Origin of the sequence: Filimonas zeae (assembly GCF_014641615.1) — a bacterium.
GTDB classification, from domain to species: domain Bacteria; phylum Bacteroidota; class Bacteroidia; order Chitinophagales; family Chitinophagaceae; genus Filimonas; species Filimonas zeae.
Window position 1 is genome coordinate 473718 of record NZ_BMIB01000005.1, and the last position, 17848, is coordinate 491565.

The following is a 17848-nucleotide window of genomic DNA, read 5'->3' on the forward strand; positions in this document are numbered from 1 at the left end:
ATCTTAAACAACTGATAATCAATTATACCTCCGGTAGCAAAACCTCCATTACCAAATTGTTACCTCCGCCGGGCAGGTAAACAACGGGTGTTACAGCGATTGTATAAACACGTTCAGGTTTTCCTCTCTGGGCATGTTTATTTTCTTCCGTAACCGGTAACGCGCCACCTTTAAACTGTCTTGCGAAATACCTAAAAGGGTGGATATTTCGGTGGGCGACAAATTCAGTTTTATCAGAGACACCAGTTTAAGGTCGTTGGCAGTGAGGCTATCGGCATAGTTTTTCAGGTTATCGAAGAACGATTGGTGCACCTGCTCAAATACCGATTTAAACTCTCCCCAGTACTGGTCGTGGTCAAAATTCCGGTTAATCTGCAGAATAATTTGCTGTAGTTGCTTCTTCTGATCGCGGCGGTCGTCTTTTACCATCGCCTCCAGCTGGGCAGACAAATCCTCCAATACCTGATTCTTCTGAATTACGTGCAGGGTGTGTATACTCAGTTCCCTCGCCTTCTGGTCCAGATCCTGCTTCAGGTTTTCTTCCTGTAACTGCTTGTTTTTCAATTCAGACTCCATTAGCTCCCGCTGTGTTTCAAACACACTCTTCTGCTGCTGGTGTAACGTCTGCTCGTTTTTAATCTTCAGTCGCTGCCGGCTTATCACCAGAAAACCCAGAATAACCAGCAGTACAATCACTATAATACTGGCCACCGTAAGCACCACGGTGTTACGGTGGTCACTTTTCAGTTGTAAAATCTCCCGGTCTTTCTTCTCCGTATCGTTCATTACCTGCAAAAAAGCAATCTGTTTGCTGTTCTCGGCAGAATAAATGTCCAACAGGTATTTGCGGCTCAGCTCCTGATAATAAAAAGAACTATCATCCCGGTTCAGCAAATGCCAGGCTTTGGCAATATCCCGGTAGGCAGATTGCAGCTGATAGTTCTCCTTGGCAGCCGTAGATAAGGCAGCAGCCGTATAACTATACCGGAGGCTTTGCTGATATTGCCCTGTTTTGCGCAATACATCGCCCAGGTTGTTGTAAATACCAATAACAGCCAGTTCATCCTTTGCCTGCGTGTATAAATTCAGTGCCTTATGAAAGTAAAGTGAGGCAGAATCATACTTCTCCAGATCTTCATAAATACTCCCGATATGCTCATAGATTTCCGCCATGCCCGGCACATTGCGGGTCTTTTCATACTGCTGCAGGGCGCGTTGCTGAAAGTAAAAAGCACTGTCGTGTAGCAGTTTTTTCTCGTACCAGTGTCCTATGTTGCCATATGTTACGGCTAATCCATTGGCGTTGCCCGCCTCTGTATACAGTTGTAAAGCCTTTTCAAACTGAGCCAGGGCGGCGTCAGACTGCTTGTTATAATAATAGAGCGTACCAATATCATTCAGGTTATGCGCCAGCAGGTTGGGCTTGTTTTCTCTGGCAAACAGATCGTTGGCCTGTAAATGAAAGTCCAGCGCCTGTGCATAATGGCCCAGGTGATAACACAACTGGCCCAGTTGCTGCAGACTTTGAGCGGCGGCAGTAAACTGTTTATCCTCCATAGCCTTATCATAAGCCGCTTTCAGATGCAGAAAAACGGAATCGGGTGCACCTCCCTGCCTCCTCCCCGGCTCTTCCTGTTTGGAGAAATAGTCCTGCCCACACACCGTAATACCGCAACACAGCAGCATCACCAACCAGCAACAGCATTTCGATACATAATACATACTACAAAGAAAGAACCCCAATGTTACGAAATAGTTAAGCCCCAAAAAGCCCGCTACATGCGTACTTTAGCCCCGTTTGTAGTATGTTTGTATAAAGCCCCCCTATGTCCTACAATATAGATCAGATCATTACCATCACCTTCACGCTCTTTGCTGTAATAGATATTGTGGGCTCTATTCCGTTGTTAATCACCATGAAAGAGAAGATGGGTGGCATACGTCCCACTACTGTAACCCTTGTTTCAGGGATATTAATGGTGAGCTTTTTATTTGTGGGACAACAGTTTTTAAAGATCTTGGGCCTCGATATTCGTTCGTTTGCGGTAGGTGGCTCTATCGTTATCTTTCTGCTGGGACTGGAAATGGTATTAGGACACGAAATTTTTAAGGCAGATGCTAACGCAAAGTCAGGTATGTTTGTACCACTGGCGTTTCCGATCATAGCTGGTAGCGGTACCTTAACCACTATCATGTCACTGAAAGCCAACTACAAGGAAATTTACATTGTAGCAGGCATATTGATCAACCTGGTGATTATTTATACTGTACTAAAATCGTTGAATACGCTGAAGCGTGTGTTAGGAGAGAACGGACTCACTGCCGTAAGAAAGTTTTTCGGCGTGGTGCTGTTGGCCATTGGTGTAAAAATATTCGCCAGTAACATAGCTGCTTTTGGCAAATAGCAACGAAGCAACGTATTTTTATCCCATTTTAATTATATCTATATATTTATTTAACCCTTATTTTTCATAGGCTTACACAACTGATCTATTTTTGTAGCACACTATTTAAAATAGGTAACTCCCATAACTATGAATGCTGATAATTCCGTTTCACCCAGGTTGTTCATTATAGAAGACGATCCTTCTATACAGATGGTGCTTAGCAAGTTTTTATCTAAAACGTTTGAGCTGAACGTGTTTGGTAGTGCGGTAGATGCTTTATCCTTTTTACACCAGGGCAGTATTCCGGATATCATCATTTCCGACCTCAACATCCCGGAAATCAACGGGCTGGAGTTATTAACGCAGGTAAAATCGAGCGGCTTTTTCAAAGACGTTCCTGTAGTAATCCTGTCTGGCGAAGACAACAGCGAAACACGTATTAAATGTTTTGAAGCCGGCGCAGAGGACTATATCGTAAAACCCTTCAGCCCCAAAGAGCTGGAAGTGAGATTAAAACTGATACTCAAAAGGCACGGCAAAGTAGTTGCCGGCAATTAAAAAAAACATATGACCGACGCAACCGTACCAACCGCCGGTTCTGTTATTGCCGTTATCAATGGTTCTGAAACAGTATCCGCACAATTGGTAGCTGCATTACCCGATTTTCAGTGGTTACACTTCCCTAGCGAAAACGAACTGATATCCCGCTGGGAAAAACAGGGCCTCAACATCTCCTGTATTATTTCTCAAAGCGAGATCATTTCCCCGGCAGGCGTATCTCTGCTGGGAACCCTGCAAAAGAAAAAGCTACCCATAGTTCCCGTAATTATACTGTGCGAACACGTGAATGCCAATCTGCTTCAGGTAGCCCTTAAAGCGGGCGTGGCCGATGTGTTTACCCTGCCTTTTCAGATTGATGCAATACAAACACGCATTAGCTTTATAGCTAAACACGGCCATCTGCTGATGAACAAACCCCGTCAGCAACAACTCGCAACCTTCAGCGAATACAAAACCCCGCTGGGTAAAAGAATATTCGACATCGCTTTTGCAGGCGGTGCGTTACTGATGCTGTCCCCCGTTTTTCTGGCGGTATATCTGGCACTGAAACTGGAATCTAAAGGACCCGCATTTTATTACTCTTACCGGGTAGGTACCGGTTACAATATATTCAAGTTTTACAAGTTCAGGTCTATGTACGTAAATGCCGATAAAAGGCTGAAAGATCTGAAACACCTGAACCAGTACGACATTGATGCGGAAGAAAGTGCTGCGGGTACGGTTGTGCAAACGCTTTGTGAAGACTGTATTAAGGCAGGCACCAAATGTCAGTTCCCATTGTATTCCGATCAGAATACCTGGTGCGAAAAGCAATACAGAAATTCTAAAAAATCTGGTGGTGGCTCTGCCTTCTTTAAGCTTAAAAACGATCCCCGTATTACCAAAGTGGGTAAAATACTGCGTAACACCAGTATAGACGAACTGCCGCAGCTGTGGAATGTGGTAATTGGTGATATGAGTATTGTGGGTAACCGCCCGTTGCCTTTATATGAAGCAGAAAAGCTTACTACAGATAAATATGCACTCCGCTTTCTGGCCCCTGCTGGTATTACCGGCTTATGGCAGGTAGAAAAAAGAGGTAAAGGAGAAATGTCTGAAGAAGAGCGCCTGATGCTTGACAATGTATATGCGCAGAATCACAGCATGATCAATGACGTACGCCTGGTGTTGAAAACCATACCGGCGCTCTTCCAGAAAGAGAACGTATAATTACTGCTTCCGTTTTGCTTTTTCCCAGGCAGCACTTTGCTTACCGGAATAGAAGCGGCGGATACCAGCTATAACAGCGTAGTTCATCATACAGAAATAATAAGGTACAAAAAGCAGTTTCATCCGAAGCTGCTTTTTTTCCATTATCCAGCCCAGCAGTGAAGCTCCATAAAACAATACCTGACCGGCCAACAGCAACAGGTAAATACCCGTACCGCCAGTAGCCACAATAGCAATGTTTAGTATCAGCGCCAGTATCATTAAAAAGGGCACTACCGTCCAGCGCAACACCCGATGGCTGATATACTGAAAAGACAATACCGGAAAACGGAAAGGGTTCATCAGGCTGGTTAAGCGGGTGATAGATTGGATACCACCGGCAGAAATGCGCACCTTACGCTTCAACTCCTCTCCTATGCTGGCCGAGCTGGTTTCGGAAGCATAGGCATCCGGCTCATACACTATACGGTAACCTTTCTCTGCAATCAGCAGGGAAATCATAAAATCGTCCAGAATGGTGTCAGCAGGTACCGGCTGATACAGATCCCTTCGTACACTAAACAATTCACCGGCAGCACCTACCACAGAATATAGTTCAGAGTCCCATGCCTTCAGTTTCGATTCATACTTCCAGTATACACCTTCACCTGCAGTAGCATCAGAAACTTCATCTACCTGCACACGCTTTTCTCCGGAAACGGCGCCAACTTTGCTGTCGCGGTAATGCTTGCAAATACGTTTAATAGCCAGTTTATTCAATGCAGTATTGGCATCGGTAAATACTACAATCTCTGTACTTACCTGCTCCATAGCCCGGTGCACAGCCGCAATTTTACCGTTACGTGCAGGCTGGTGCATTAATTGAATAGCAGGATACCTTTCTATAATAGCAGGAGTGTCATCAGTAGAACCATCCGTTACAAATACAAAGCGTATTTTATCGGTGGGATAATCCAGCTGCAGTGTATTGGCTATCTTCTCTTCCATATAAGCTGCTTCATTATAAGCAGCTACAATAAGCGTAACAGTGGGCCAGTCTGTAATCTGTAACTCATCTTCTTTTTTACGCCTGCCCTTAACAGCAATGCGAATGCGCATGAGTATATATAATACAATACCATAGCCTAAAAAGGCATAAAAAACAATGAACAGACTAATCCAGAATAAAGGGTACATAGGATATAATTATTGAACGGGATAACCCAGTTTGTTACTATCAACATTGTTGGTCACATTCCACCAGATGGCTTTCAGTAACACACGTATAAAGCCTGGCTTTCCTCCTTTTACATAGCCAATGATATTACGTGGTGATACAACCAGCAGAAAGTAATTCCAGAACACCAGCCGCTGTAAAAAGCTGCCATTGCGGCGAATGAACAGCAGTCGGTTCCTGTTCATAAAAAACTCTTTCAGCGGGCTGTTAGCACCTACAGAAACAGACTCTTTATGATAAATAAGTGCCTGTGTATTTACCCATATGGTAAACCCTGCTTTCTTTATACGGGCACACCAGTCCATCTCTTCATAGTACAGAAAAAAGCTCTCTTTCATCAGGCCTGCTTTTTGTATAGCAGCGCGCTTTACCATCATAGCAGCACCATGGGCAAAACCGGTTTCACCAGATGTGTGGTCGTACTGTCCTTTGTCCTGCTCAAACTGTCCTATACAGGCATTTCGTGCAGTGTAGTAATTCATCTCGGTAAAGCCCGCATACTGCAATAAGCCAGGCTGCTGGTGATAATGAATTTTAGGTGAAACCATGGCTACCTCTTCGTGCGCTTCCAGGGTTTGTACCAGCGCCTCTACCAGGCCTTCTGTAAACTCTGTATCATTGTTTACGTAAAAGAGATAGTCGCCTTTGGCATAAGGAATGGCCAGATTGTTGCCACCTGCAAAGCCAAGGTTTTTGTCTGAACGGATGAATTGAATGTCGGGATAACGGGTCTTCCAGGCGGGTACAGGGTTGTTAACACTGCCATTGTCTACGACTATAATATCCAATGATTTAAAGGAGTTTTTAAGCCGGATGGATGTTAAAAGTGCTTCTGTCACCTCACTTTGATTAAAATTTACTGTAATAACAGAAACAGAGGGCATAGATCAAAACTTACTTGTAATAATTCATTTACTTTGATGAGTGAAAGTATTTAAACTTGAGCACAAAGAAACGCATAGAACAACAAATTTTTGACCTGCAGCAGGTCAACTCACGCTCTTCTGAAATTAATCAGAAGCTGGATGAGTTGGTTCAACTGCTTTCTGAAACTGAGCTCGACAGTGATACTATTCAGTCCTTACAGCAAAAGTTTAATAATGCCGTAGACACCAATACCAGCAATAAAGAGTCTATTGAAGCTTTCCGCCAGTTAGACGACCCCAATCTTTCCAGGGAGGAAATGCTTGATAACCTGAGCCTTTTATTAACTACCAATCCCATTGACAGTAAGGTTTCCAGCGCTTATATCAAAAGATCGCTGCTGAGCCGCATTGTACTGGGATTAATTGGCTTTACCCTTATTGTATTGGGAATGGGAATGATTGTAATGCCTGCTCCGCCCTATTTTGAAATGTTTACCCTGTTCTATTTTACTACAGATGACGGGATAACCATTATGGATGTAATATCCCTGTTAATTGTGCTGTGCGGCGTGTACCTTTTAATAAACGTTTTTAAGAGCCAGAAAAATGACAAGCGCGCCCGTTAAAAAAATCCTCATTGTAGAAGACAACGAGCTTTTTTTAAAGCTGCTGGATAAGCATTTCAGCAGGGCCGGCTACGATTGCATCTTAGCCAGTTCCCCTTCATCTGCACTTACCCTGCTGGAACAACAGATTCCTGAGATTATCCTGTCTGATTATGAAATGCCCGGTATGAACGGGTTCGACTTCAGACAAAAGCTGCTTACCAACAAAAAGTTCGCACACATCCCTTTTGTATTCCTTACCGCACACTCCAGCGATGGAATGATTATGGAAGGCCTGGGCATGCAGGCTGTTGATTTTATTGACAAGCAAACACCTTTTCCGGTGTTAACTTCTAAAATCGACAACATTATTCATACCGTGCATCAGACGCAGGAACTGAATACTGAAGAATTGAAAAAGGCTGCCAACGCCCTCAACATAAAATCAGTGCCAGACGGCCCTCCGCAACTGAAAGGCTTTAATATCAATTTCTGGCATAAGCCATTTCAGGACTATCCCGGTGGCGATTTCATAGACTTCATAGGCACCCACGAAAGATATACTTTTCTGGTTCTGGGAGATGTAATGGGTAAGAAATGGCAGGCCTGGTTTTTCAGCTTCGGCTTCCTCAGCTACGTACGCTCAGCTATACGTATATGTATTATTGACCAGGTATACTCCCCCGCTCGCATTCTGGAAAAAATAAACAATGTCATCTGCTACGATGAAGTGTTACACGATGTGCTGTCTAGCATTTCGCTGGTAATGATTGATAATGAAACGCAGACAATCAAATACGCCGGAGCAGGCGATTTGCCTTTGCTGCACCACAAATGCGCTACAGGCAAAACAGAAAAAGTAGAATCCAGCGGGTTGCTTCCCGGCCTTATGAAAGATGGCCGTTATGAAGAGCAACAGATCCATATGCAAAAAGATGATATTTTATTAATCTTTAGTGATGGAATGACCGACTTCAGGGACGAAACCGGCAAACACAGTAACTATAACGGTTTTGTTGATCTGATAGCTCCCTGTGTTATCAGAGAAAACAGCTTTATATTTATGAAAACCGCTTTCACCAAACGCTTTACGCCAGAAGCGCAGGTAGACGATTGCAGTCTTATTTTTATACAGAAAAAATAATCCAATATGATTATCTCAACGGAAGAAAAAAAGGGCCATTTACTGGTTACTATACAGCCGGCAGAAGCCAGCCTTAACAACGCAGAAGAGTTTAAATCAGCCATTACGCAACTGCTTGACAAAGGCGAAAAGCGCATTGTTATCAGCTTTGAGAAAGTAGCTTACATAGATAGCTCTTTCCTGGGCGCACTGGTATCCTGCCTCAAGTATGCTATAGCCAAACAGGCAGACATATCCCTTATTTCTCTGCAAAAAGACATTCACAACCTGATGCATCTTATCCGGATAGACAAGGTATTCTCTATTTATAACAGCTTTGAAGAAGCGATTCAAAATTAGAGGTAGTGCCGGAAACACCTTTGTATACAGCCACTTTTACCGTAGATAGTCAGGTAGACCTGCCCGTTTTTATCAGCGACCTCAGCAATACAGTAAGTGCACATCTGCCCCTGGCACCTGCTGAAGCAGATGTGGTGCTTTTCAAATTAAGGGTTATAGTGTCTGAACTGCTCACCAACACTATCAAACATACTCAGGAATCAGCCACCACACTTTTGCGCGTTACTATTACGTCCGATGGTATGCAACTGATAAGGCAGGATGACTGCGCCCCCATGCATTTCCCAGCCAATGATAAAAGACCTTCGCTGGTATGGCCTATACCAGCAGAGCATTGTAACCACAGATATACCGTGTACGAAGATGACCTGAACGCGCTATCGCTGAGCATCAACGACACCGGAACAGCCAGCTTTTATGCCTGGCAAAACCCGGATGCACTCATTAACATACCTTCACTGAACGAACATTTCGGCCTTTTGATGATTGCCCTTTCCACACAAGCCTTCACTTACGAATACCAGCCAGCCACAAAAGCCAATATTTTTACCGCGTCAATTGAGTTCTGAACGCATTATTGAATATCTTTATCGAATATCAATTCCTGCATGAAAACTCGTTTTGACGTATTAGATATCTTTCGCGGTATCTTTTCTGCCATGGTTGTCTTTTTTCACCTCAGCCCTTTTGCCGAAACGGCGATACTGAACAATGAGTTTATCCGGAATTCAGACCTCTTTGTAGATTTCTTTTTCGTACTCAGCGGCTTTGTAATTGCCTATACTTACCAACACAGAATTAACTCTAAAACCGATATCAGTCAATTCATCAAAAAGAGATTTTTCAGAGTATATCCCCTGCACCTGATAATGCTGATAGCTTTTCTTATTGTAGAGGCAGGCAAACATTATCTGGTAAACTACATTCACGTTAATAACCTCAATAATCCCAATAACAACCTCATTACATTTTTATCCTCTCTGTTTCTGCTAAATTCTGTTAAACTACCCGGTGTTACAGATGTAAGCTGGAATATCCCCAGCTGGTCAATCAGTGCAGAAATGATCAGTTATCTGCTGTTTGCAATAGCGGTGTTTGCTGTAAGTGCTTCAGGCGCCTTTAAAAAACGGAATCTGGTATACAGCTTTCTTATTGTAACAGCAGTAGCTATTACCGCTATCGCAACCGGCAGTGGATTGCTTACGTGGAGTTACGACTTCGGTTTTTTGCGTGGCATAGCAGGCTTTTTTACCGGAGTACTCTGCTTTAATTTCTTCCAGGCCCGGTATGATGCAGTAAAAGACAGCAGTAATATCATTTTTCATGTTGCCGAACCTGCCTGCCTTATTGCCATTATTGCAAGTGTTTGTATGGCCAATAAGCTGAAAGAAGCCGGTTATTTGTATGATATCCTCTTTTTCATAGCCGTTTTTGTATTCGCATTTGAAAAAGGCTTTGTTTCAGCCGGACTTAAAAAAGTCAATTTTCTGAAAAGCCTGGGTATGTATTCCTATTCGGTGTATATGATCCATGCCCTTTTTATCAGCCTTTTTAATATTCTTTTTATCCGCCTGCTGCACTTTCAACCTTCAGCATATAGTTATCTCTTCATACTCAATTTCTATATCATCTATATTGCAGCAGGATGGACCTATAGGAATATAGAGCTTAGATTTAAGGACCTTAAATAAAAATTAGAAAAATATATCAAGTGTAACAAAGCAGTTATTGCTTTAATTTTACAACCATTAATCCCCTTATTAGTATGCCCCAGGAAGACAAAATTTCCATCGTTGTTGCGACAGATAATCACTATGCGATTCTGCTGTCCGCATTATTGAAATCCATCGAGGTAAATCATAAAACCTCTGAGAAGATTGATGTGTATGTAATCGATGATGGTATATCGCCTTCAAGCAAGAAAAAGCTGCAGTCACAGGTAAATCCTGCCATGACAAGCCTTTATTGGTTTAAAACCAATGATGTAATTCCTCCGGACGTTAAGATGCCGGTAGATAAATCAGCTTTTCCGCTTACCACCTACTTACGTCTGTTTGCACCTTATATCATTCCCCGCGATGTTAAAAAAGTAATTTATCTGGACGTGGATATGCTGGTACTCACAGATATTTCCAAACTTTGGCATACAGATTTAAACGGTAATCTGTTTGGAGCAGTACCCGATCTGGCAGAGATTTTTGCCAGCGAATGGGGTGGTGTACAAAACTATAAAGAGCTGGGTTTTGCCCCTGATACCAAATACTTCAACGCCGGCATGATGGTGATTGATGCTTTCAAATGGCGTGAAGAGGATATTACTAACAAGGTAATTAAATCCATACATGACAACCTGTCTTCCGCTAATTTCCCTGACCAGTATGGTCTGAACATTACACTGGCCAACAAATGGCATGTATTAGACAGAGGCTGGAACTCCTTTGCGGTACTGGACAGAAAAGATCCTTATATCATTCACTTCCTGGATATCAAACCCATCTTCAAATCGTACAACTGTAATAAAGACTACCAGGACGAGTTCTATAAATACCTCCGTCTTACGCCATGGAAAAACCATAAGCCGGTAAGCGACTTCCGCAGATTATCACGCAAGGCATTTAACAAAGCGAAAAAATTAGTAAAGGGATTCCTTTCCAGATAAATCAAGTAACCATCAATCATGCAACATTTTACAGGAATTACCTTACTTATTACTCACTACAACAGAAGCAGTTCTCTGGAGCGTTTGTTAAAAACCTTCCGGGAACTGGGATGCAGTTTTGAAGACATTGTTGTTTCTGACGATGGCAGTAAAAAAGAGCATCTGGACTATATACAAACCATCCAGCCGGTTTACAATTTCCGTTTAATTACCACCCCGGTTAATAAAGGGCTGGGGAATAATATTAATAAAGGCCAGGATGCGGTAACAACTCCCTATACATTATATGTGCAGGAAGATTTTGTGCCGTTGCCTCAGTTTGTAACCTCTTTTCCTACCGCTGTTTCTTTGCTGGAGCAGGATAAAGACGCTGACATGGTGCGTTTTTACGCCTATTTCAAGTATCCTTATCTCAAGCCTGTCAAAGAAGGTTTCTCTGAAATGGTATTCAAGCCCTGGTATCCCGGTTATAAAAAGTTCTATTACTATAGCGACCATCCGCACTTACGCAGAACCTCTTTCTTCAGCAAATTCGGACGTTACCCCGAAGGGTTGAAAGTAGAAGCTACAGAGTACAAAATGATGATGTCTTTTCTGAAACACAAAGGAAAAGCTTTGTACTATGATAATTTCACCGGTCTGTTTGATCAGCGTAATTCGTCTGCAGAACCCAGTACTGTAAAAAGAAACTTCTGGCGGGAAAGCGAAAACGTATTTATAACCCTGTCCCGGCATGGCTACAGGTATTTCCGGTTCAACGTCGACTACTTTTTTTAGAAATCCAGTTCCATGAGTGCAGCACGTAAGAAACAATCGGTTTTGTTAAGACTAACCAATAAGGTATTAAGCCTGTTGGTTAGGATAAGACATGGCCGACATATAGCCCCTGAACATATGTACTATTACAGGGATACGTATTACTGCCGCCTCGTTCAGTTGAAGTACCTGTTCAAAGATTATGTTTTTATAAAAAAGCCTTACAAAACGGTCACCTTTACAGGAGAGTTTGCACCAGAGCTGCAGTTTGTATTGCCTTTCGCTTACTGGCATTATAAAAACGGCACCCTGAACCAGACTAAATCTTCCTCTTATACCAAAGAGCTGTATTTCTTTTCAGAAAACCACGAAGAGATTACTAATACCCGTGTAACCAGCGGAAATTATAACTACGAAATTCCACGCATCCTGTACAGCCAGGACTACGATATACATAAATGGCTTCAGGTACCTCTGAAGGAAGTATATGCCAACCGGATATATGTGTATGACAAACCATTGCTGATGATAGCCAATCGCTATAACAGTGAGTGGGATGGTCCACCCATCAGCTTTTACAGCGTTGAAATGCTGGCCTTTATTATAGAAAAGCTGAGCCCTTACTACACCATTGTATATAACAGACCAAGGCCTCAGAATATTACCATGGATAACAGCGACATCTATGATATGGCAGAGTATGACTGGCTGAGAGAGCAGTATCCCCATGTTTTATTGATGGAGGATTTGTATGCGGAGAACAAAGGCAAGGCTAATAATTTTAACCATTTTCAACTGATGGTGTATGCCAATTGCGACCGTTTTATTTCAGTACACGGTGGCACGGCTACACTGGCCAGCTATTTTGGAGGCATCAACCTGATACTTTCCAAAAAGGGGCCGGAACACCATTTCAAATGCTTTCAAAAACTATATCCACGGTTCTCGGATGCCACTATCCTTCACGCAAAATCAGATGAAGACGTAAAGCAGTTCGTAGTTGGCAATTTCATTCCGTAACGCATTACAGCCATCCCCCCTTATGAAAGAAAAAAACGATTCATACTGGCTAAAATCGGGCGTACTGATTCTGATACAGAATCTATCAAGCGTACTCTTCGGTTTTGGCGGATTTTATTTTATGGTGCGTGTGCTTGACAAGCACAGCTTTGGCGCATGGATATTGTTTACTTCCACCACCACCATTTTTGAAATGATACGGAGCGGACTTATTCAGAATGCACTGATTAAGTTTCTTTCCTTCAGCGAAAAAGAGGAGCATCCCGCTATCCTTTCTTCTTCATTTCTGATGAATGGGTTACTCACTTTACTTTGCATGGTAGTAAACATGAGCCTTGCAGGCTATTTATCCAGATTATGGCATTCACCGGAACTGTTTTCCATGTTCCTTGCCTCCAATCTGGTATATCTGTTTTCAGGTCTGCTGTCTCAGTTTCACTGGATAGAACAGGCCAACTTCCGGTTCAAGGGTATCTTCATCACCAACTTTATACGCCAGGGCTTATTCTTTGTGTACATAGCTGTATCCTATTTTCTTCGCTGGCCCATGAATTTGCTGCATATGGTATTTATGCAGGCAGTAAGTGCCGCAGTAGCTACCGGGGTGGAATATCTGCTGATAAGAAAGATTCTGACATTTCCTTTCAAGCCCAAATGGGAAGAAATGAAACGGCTTTTCGCATATGGTAAATTTGCTTTTGGCACCTCCATAAGTTCTATTCTTTCCAGCACAATAGATCAGATGATGCTGGGAGCCTTACTATCAACAGCCGCCTCCGCCTCCTTTAACGTAGCTGTGAGAATTATGAACCTGGTAGATATTCCTACCAATGCTATTGCCATGATAGTTTTTCCGCAAAGTGCAAGACGCATGGCTACAGATGGCACCGAGGCTATTAAATACCTGTACGAAAAATCAGTAGGGGTATTGCTGGCAATTCTACTCCCCTGCCTGCTTATTCTATATGTTTTCCCAACACAAATTGTGCATATCATTGCCGGGGATGGCTATAACGATACAATTCCTATTGTAAAGATCATTATCTTCTACTGCATTCTTGTACCCTTCGGCAGGCAATTCGGAACTATACTGGACTCCATAGGAAAGCCCAAACTTACCTTTTTACTGGTATTATTTACAGCCATCCTGAACCTGAGCCTGAACTATTTGCTGATTCACAAGTACGGCGCTATAGGTGCAGCATATGCAACGCTTACTTCTAATCTTATAGCCTTTATTATAGCCCAGACTATATTGAAAAAACTGCTGAACGTAAATACGCTCAATACTTTCAGGCATGCGGTGGCTTTTTATCCTGAGTTCTATAACAAATATGTGAAGCCCCGGTTATTTAAAACACCACATGGGTAATCAGTTTATAACCGTTAAAAGATTCAACATGTTACAAAACCCTGCATGGCTTAAACAATACCAGCTTCCTTACGAAAAGTTAGAAGAAGTACCGGAATCTGTTTTTTCCGGTATTAACCAGTTGCTCGATCAGAAACTATCAGATAGTCCGGTAGTAACAATTATGATTGCTGCCTGGAATGAGGAGGTAAACGTTTTACGCTGTATTGCCACATTAGCCAACATGAAAACCAGTATCCCTTATGAAATACTGGTAGTAAATAATAATTCAGCAGACCGTACACAAGATACTTTAAATAAGCTGCATGTACGTTCTGTATTTCAACCTATCCAGGGGCCCGGCCCCGCCAGGCAGATGGGTCAGGAGAATGCGCACGGTAAATACATACTGCTGGCAGATGCGGATTGCTTTTATCCGGATTGCTGGGTAGAAGAGATGATGATGGTATTAACCCAGCCAGAGGTTGTATGTGTATATGGCCGCTATTCTTTTATCAGCGAACCGGGTTTTCCGCGTTGGCAACTGGCCCTGATGGAAAGAATGAAGGATGTTATTGCCGGTTACCGACACATCAACAGGCCTTATCTCAATACCTATGGTATCAGTATGGGCTATCTGAAAGAAGCCGGTTTGAAAGTAGGGTATGTAATGAAAAATGTAAGAGGTGAGGACGGACGTCTTACTTACGGTATGATGCAATATGGCAAAGTAAAACAGGTAAAAGCCAACAAAGCAAGAGCATGGACAGGACCAAGAACCCTGCAAAAAGAAGGCTCTCTGGTGAAGGTAATTACCAACCGTATTGCCAAAGAGGCAAAAGGCTTTTTCTTTAACCTGCACCGGAAAGCCCCTAAAGAAATAGAAAAGCTATAAGACCTTTTCCAGAATGTTGGAAAAGTCTTCCCCCCGTTTATCCCAGGTATTTGCAGCAGCTACTGAAATACGCTGCTGCAGATATTCCGGCCCCTGCTGTAAAGCCTTTTCTATCGCAGCCGAAAAAGCATCCGCATCTTTACAGTAAGCTACAATATCTCCGGTAAACTCTTTCAGGTCATCATTAAAGTTGGTGGCCACTACTGGCTTGCCTGCCCCCAGATATTCAAACAATTTCAAAGGGAAAATGGTATTGCTTACTTCATCCTTTTTAAAAGGTATTAATGCAACATCAAACCCTTTAATAACGCCTGGCATCTCGTTATAGCTCACCTTGCCCGTCAGATATACGTTTTTTGTTTCTTTCATCCAGTCCGGAACAAATCCTGCATCCACAGGTCCTGCAAAAACAAAACTCTTATCAGGGTTGATTTCAACTACTTTTTGCAGTAATGGATAATCCATCCTGCGTTCAATTGCCCCCAGGTAACCTATTACCGGTGCAGGTATATTCCGTAAGCTTTCATGTACAGGTAACGCTACATCTAACGCTTTGCTGCTATGCGTACTATCTGCTGCATTGGGTACAAAGAATGACTGCGGATTCAGTTTAATTTTGTCGGCATATAACTGTTTACTGGTACAAATAACCACATCACTTTGCTCTACTATCTGTTTTTCCGAAACCAGTCCATGTTTCTGATCAAAAGGTACGATAATGGGGTCTACACAATGATATACCTTCAACTTCGGCTTCAGCCGCTGTCCTACCCCGGGTAAATGAAAATTGAAAGAATTAATATAAACAGTGGCTTCAGCTTTCTGCTTACGCAATACCTTCTTTATACGCCTTGCCACCATCCATTCATTCAGCTTTAACAAACTGCGGTATAACTTACCTTCCGGCAAAAAATTAAGTGGCAAAACAGGCATAGGAATAACCACCTTCAGGTTTTTATCCTCTGTGTTGCTAAGCCCGGTTGCAAACGGCGAAAAAGCATGCTTACGACGGGCATATTCCGGCGTTTTTCTCAGCCGCAGCCAGTCTGTAAGCGTAAATGGGTTATCTACATAAAATACCTGATTGTTTCTGGCCAGGTAACGGGCAATGGTGTAGTTAGTAGAGGCCAGTGCATCAAAACGCATCAGACTCACAATAACAATTGTTTTATTTTTTAAAGGCATGGGTGGATTGTTTTTTATTGCCTGCAGGCAGGGGTGCCGGCATACGCTTTTCACGGTCGAGGCGATAAGTAATATTAATTAACGCTACAACCATATAGAACATGATATTGGTAGGAAACTGTACCAGCGCTTCCTGCGGATAATTTCCCAGCACCAGCGCAAACAGTACCAGTAACATAGCCAGGCAATAGCCCTTCAGTTCCGGATCCTGAATTAAATAGAAATTGGTAATTCCTGTTTTTAAAATAATAAACAACAGTGTACAGAAAATAAGCAATCCAAGCCATCCCATCTCTACCGCTACCCTTATAAAACCACTATCCGGTGGAAAGCTGGCAAGGAAAGAGTCTGGTGCAAACCTGGCACCCCACGCTCCCGTTGCTCCCAACCCACCACCCATAGGATGGCTTAAAATATACGGCTGTATACGCTTCTGGTTATATTTTCTTACATTATAAGAAGCATCATCAGAAGGCGCAAACGCCGATTGAAACCGTTGAATGGAAGGGTTGCCGGTTGGCATTTTGAGCAAGGTTACAAACGCCAGTGCGGCAAAAACGGCAAAAGGCACCATTTTCTTTGTAAAGTTCATTACAATAAATACTGCAAGCGCAAAAGGAATCAGTACATAAGCTCCGCGGGTTCCGGAAAAAAGCATGGCCTTCAGAAATATCAGCGTCATTACACCCAGTATAATTTTATTCTTCGTAGAGGTAGCCTTACTCCAGATCAGCGCAATACACACCAGTGAACTGATTACCATATTATAGGCGTATACTACCGGATCATTGAAAATGGAAAACTTACGCCACATCCCGTTAATAAAATACAGCGAAACCAGCTGAGGATCATCGAGCGACCGCATCTCAAAATCGAAAAATCCAACATACTCCTGTCTGAAAGCATATAAAGCCCCAAACAGAGATAATCCCAACCACAGCTTAATCAGGAATTTTACCATTTTCACAGTGGTAATGTTGTACATAAATACAAAGTACATCAGCATTACCATGGCAACACTCCGGATGGTATACATCCATGCCATTCGTGAAGCTGCTGCCGGATTTAAAAATTCCAGCAGGTTAAAAAACACCCAAACAAATATCATGATGCTGATAGGGCTTCTCAAAAAGGTCCAGTCCTTCCGTTTACGCTGTTTCAACAACATACCAATAAACAACAGTAACTCCATTCCATCCATCAATGTACCCAGCGGAAAAGTGGTAATGCCCATACGCATCACCCACATGATAGCATAGGCAGCCACCAGCAACATCACTATCCCAAACATGGGATAAACTACAACACCCCACACTATGGGGCCGGCAGCCAATGCAATCACGCCCATTACCGCTCCTGCAACACCTCCCTTTGCCACTAAAAAAGCGGCAACAACTGCGCTAAAACACATTGCAGCAACAAGCAGCCAGGTTCTTTCCAGCAAAGGAACGCGCGCCTGCCTGATGGCTTCATCTGTATTCTTTACAGGTATAGTAGGCAAGGTCTTCATCTAAATGAAAAGGATTTTGATGAAAAAGCCAAACAGCATAATACAAGCCAATGCAATGGCAGCCTTACCCTGAACAGGAATTTCCTTTTCTTCAACATCCTTCGTTGCCCATATATTCGTTTTACCCGGATTCACTCTCATACAT

At 42.8% G+C, this 17848-nt stretch carries 19 protein-coding genes; 13 read left to right on the plus strand and 6 right to left on the minus strand.

The genetic code is table 11. The features are described 5' to 3' along the window. Positions 1 to 90: 90 nt before the first annotated feature. A complete protein-coding gene (locus IEY13_RS25545) occupies positions 91 to 1722 on the minus strand; it encodes a tetratricopeptide repeat protein (protein ID WP_188957745.1) in 1632 nt (543 codons plus the stop codon). A gap of 104 nt (positions 1723 to 1826) precedes the next feature. On the opposite strand from IEY13_RS25545, the gene IEY13_RS25550 reads away from it, so the two are divergent. The 3 genes from IEY13_RS25550 to IEY13_RS25560 all read left to right on the plus strand — a co-directional run bounded on the left by IEY13_RS25550 (position 1827) and on the right by IEY13_RS25560 (position 4157). Then, positions 1827 to 2405: a MarC family protein gene (locus tag IEY13_RS25550; RefSeq protein WP_188957747.1), complete on the plus strand. Its 579-nt coding sequence runs from the start codon at positions 1827 to 1829 to the stop codon at positions 2403 to 2405. Positions 2406 to 2534: 129 nt separating this feature from the next. Next, the gene (locus IEY13_RS25555; protein WP_188957749.1) at positions 2535 to 2945 is read left to right on the plus strand and encodes a response regulator transcription factor; all 411 of its coding nucleotides are present in this window, start codon (positions 2535 to 2537) and stop codon (positions 2943 to 2945) included. 9 nt (positions 2946 to 2954) lie between these two features. Beyond that, positions 2955 to 4157 (plus strand): sugar transferase, encoded by a 1203-nt coding sequence (locus tag IEY13_RS25560; RefSeq protein WP_188957751.1) that lies wholly within the window; start codon positions 2955 to 2957, stop codon positions 4155 to 4157. Here IEY13_RS25560 and IEY13_RS25565 read toward each other — a convergent pair whose 3' ends face one another. Together IEY13_RS25565 and IEY13_RS25570 are read right to left on the minus strand one after the other, a co-directional pair. Then, a complete protein-coding gene (locus IEY13_RS25565; RefSeq protein ID WP_188957753.1) occupies positions 4158 to 5333 on the minus strand; it encodes a glycosyltransferase family 2 protein in 1176 nt (391 codons plus the stop codon). It abuts the gene before it with no gap. Between the two features lie 9 nt (positions 5334 to 5342). Continuing rightward, positions 5343 to 6257 carry a glycosyltransferase family 2 protein gene (locus IEY13_RS25570; protein ID WP_188957754.1) on the minus strand — a complete coding sequence of 305 codons (915 nt, stop codon included), beginning with the start codon at positions 6255 to 6257 and terminating at the stop codon, positions 5343 to 5345. A gap of 56 nt (positions 6258 to 6313) precedes the next feature. Here IEY13_RS25570 and IEY13_RS25575 point away from each other — a divergent pair, with 56 nt between their 5' ends. From IEY13_RS25575 to IEY13_RS25620, 10 genes are all read left to right on the plus strand, one after another. After that, on the plus strand, positions 6314 to 6865 hold the full coding sequence (locus IEY13_RS25575; RefSeq protein WP_188957756.1) for a hypothetical protein: 552 nt from the start codon (positions 6314 to 6316) through the stop codon (positions 6863 to 6865). After that, positions 6846 to 7988, plus strand: a complete 1143-nt coding sequence (locus IEY13_RS25580; RefSeq protein ID WP_188957758.1) for a fused response regulator/phosphatase — start codon at positions 6846 to 6848, stop codon at positions 7986 to 7988. The genes IEY13_RS25575 and IEY13_RS25580 overlap by 20 nt, the downstream gene beginning before the upstream one ends. Positions 7989 to 7994: 6 nt before the next feature. Continuing rightward, the gene (locus tag IEY13_RS25585; RefSeq protein WP_188957760.1) at positions 7995 to 8327 is read left to right on the plus strand and encodes an STAS domain-containing protein; all 333 of its coding nucleotides are present in this window, start codon (positions 7995 to 7997) and stop codon (positions 8325 to 8327) included. A gap of 5 nt (positions 8328 to 8332) precedes the next feature. Then, positions 8333 to 8896, plus strand: coding sequence for a sensor histidine kinase (locus tag IEY13_RS25590; RefSeq protein WP_188957762.1), 564 nt, complete (start codon positions 8333 to 8335; stop codon positions 8894 to 8896). Between the two features lie 39 nt (positions 8897 to 8935). Then, positions 8936 to 10018 carry an acyltransferase family protein gene (locus IEY13_RS25595; RefSeq protein ID WP_188957765.1) on the plus strand — a complete coding sequence of 361 codons (1083 nt, stop codon included), beginning with the start codon at positions 8936 to 8938 and terminating at the stop codon, positions 10016 to 10018. Positions 10019 to 10092: 74 nt separating this feature from the next. Beyond that, a complete protein-coding gene (locus IEY13_RS25600; RefSeq protein ID WP_188957766.1) occupies positions 10093 to 10986 on the plus strand; it encodes a glycosyltransferase family 8 protein in 894 nt (297 codons plus the stop codon). 18 nt (positions 10987 to 11004) lie between these two features. Continuing rightward, positions 11005 to 11763 carry a glycosyltransferase gene (locus IEY13_RS25605; RefSeq protein WP_188957768.1) on the plus strand — a complete coding sequence of 253 codons (759 nt, stop codon included), beginning with the start codon at positions 11005 to 11007 and terminating at the stop codon, positions 11761 to 11763. A gap of 12 nt (positions 11764 to 11775) precedes the next feature. Further along, a complete protein-coding gene (locus tag IEY13_RS25610) occupies positions 11776 to 12762 on the plus strand; it encodes a hypothetical protein (RefSeq protein ID WP_188957770.1) in 987 nt (328 codons plus the stop codon). Positions 12763 to 12784: 22 nt separating this feature from the next. Next, positions 12785 to 14134, plus strand: coding sequence for a flippase (locus IEY13_RS25615; RefSeq protein WP_188957772.1), 1350 nt, complete (start codon positions 12785 to 12787; stop codon positions 14132 to 14134). A 28-nt stretch (positions 14135 to 14162) separates the two neighbouring features. Then, complete coding sequence (locus IEY13_RS25620; protein WP_188957774.1) at positions 14163 to 15008, plus strand: glycosyltransferase family 2 protein; 846 nt, start codon at positions 14163 to 14165, stop codon at positions 15006 to 15008. Here the strand turns inward: IEY13_RS25620 and IEY13_RS25625 are convergent. The 3 genes from IEY13_RS25625 to IEY13_RS25635 are packed head-to-tail and all read right to left on the minus strand — an operon-like array spanning position 15003 to position 17844. Further along, complete coding sequence (locus IEY13_RS25625; protein WP_188957776.1) at positions 15003 to 16193, minus strand: glycosyltransferase; 1191 nt, start codon at positions 16191 to 16193, stop codon at positions 15003 to 15005. The genes IEY13_RS25620 and IEY13_RS25625 overlap by 6 nt on opposite strands. Then, entirely contained in the window at positions 16177 to 17703 is a 1527-nt protein-coding gene (locus tag IEY13_RS25630) for an O-antigen ligase family protein (protein WP_188957778.1), read from the minus strand. Before IEY13_RS25630 ends, IEY13_RS25625 begins: the two co-directional genes overlap by 17 nt. Then, a complete protein-coding gene (locus IEY13_RS25635) occupies positions 17704 to 17844 on the minus strand; it encodes a hypothetical protein (RefSeq protein WP_188957780.1) in 141 nt (46 codons plus the stop codon). Positions 17845 to 17848: the final 4 nt, after the last annotated feature.

Coding starts and splice junctions, on each gene's coding strand:
- IEY13_RS25555 (WP_188957749.1), top strand. CDS start 2,535: ATGAATGCTGATAATTCCGTTTCACCCAGGTTGTTCATTATAGAAGAC.
- IEY13_RS25595 (WP_188957765.1), top strand. CDS start 8,936: ATGAAAACTCGTTTTGACGTATTAGATATCTTTCGCGGTATCTTTTCT.
- IEY13_RS25585 (WP_188957760.1), top strand. CDS start 7,995: ATGATTATCTCAACGGAAGAAAAAAAGGGCCATTTACTGGTTACTATA.
- IEY13_RS25580 (WP_188957758.1), top strand. CDS start 6,846: ATGACAAGCGCGCCCGTTAAAAAAATCCTCATTGTAGAAGACAACGAG.
- IEY13_RS25625 (WP_188957776.1), bottom strand. CDS start 16,193: ATGCCTTTAAAAAATAAAACAATTGTTATTGTGAGTCTGATGCGTTTT.
- IEY13_RS25545 (WP_188957745.1), bottom strand. CDS start 1,722: ATGTATTATGTATCGAAATGCTGTTGCTGGTTGGTGATGCTGCTGTGT.
- IEY13_RS25635 (WP_188957780.1), bottom strand. CDS start 17,844: ATGAGAGTGAATCCGGGTAAAACGAATATATGGGCAACGAAGGATGTT.
- IEY13_RS25570 (WP_188957754.1), bottom strand. CDS start 6,257: ATGCCCTCTGTTTCTGTTATTACAGTAAATTTTAATCAAAGTGAGGTG.
- IEY13_RS25620 (WP_188957774.1), top strand. CDS start 14,163: ATGTTACAAAACCCTGCATGGCTTAAACAATACCAGCTTCCTTACGAA.
- IEY13_RS25550 (WP_188957747.1), top strand. CDS start 1,827: ATGTCCTACAATATAGATCAGATCATTACCATCACCTTCACGCTCTTT.
- IEY13_RS25560 (WP_188957751.1), top strand. CDS start 2,955: ATGACCGACGCAACCGTACCAACCGCCGGTTCTGTTATTGCCGTTATC.
- IEY13_RS25615 (WP_188957772.1), top strand. CDS start 12,785: ATGAAAGAAAAAAACGATTCATACTGGCTAAAATCGGGCGTACTGATT.
- IEY13_RS25600 (WP_188957766.1), top strand. CDS start 10,093: ATGCCCCAGGAAGACAAAATTTCCATCGTTGTTGCGACAGATAATCAC.
- IEY13_RS25610 (WP_188957770.1), top strand. CDS start 11,776: ATGAGTGCAGCACGTAAGAAACAATCGGTTTTGTTAAGACTAACCAAT.
- IEY13_RS25630 (WP_188957778.1), bottom strand. CDS start 17,703: ATGAAGACCTTGCCTACTATACCTGTAAAGAATACAGATGAAGCCATC.
- IEY13_RS25565 (WP_188957753.1), bottom strand. CDS start 5,333: ATGTACCCTTTATTCTGGATTAGTCTGTTCATTGTTTTTTATGCCTTT.
- IEY13_RS25605 (WP_188957768.1), top strand. CDS start 11,005: ATGCAACATTTTACAGGAATTACCTTACTTATTACTCACTACAACAGA.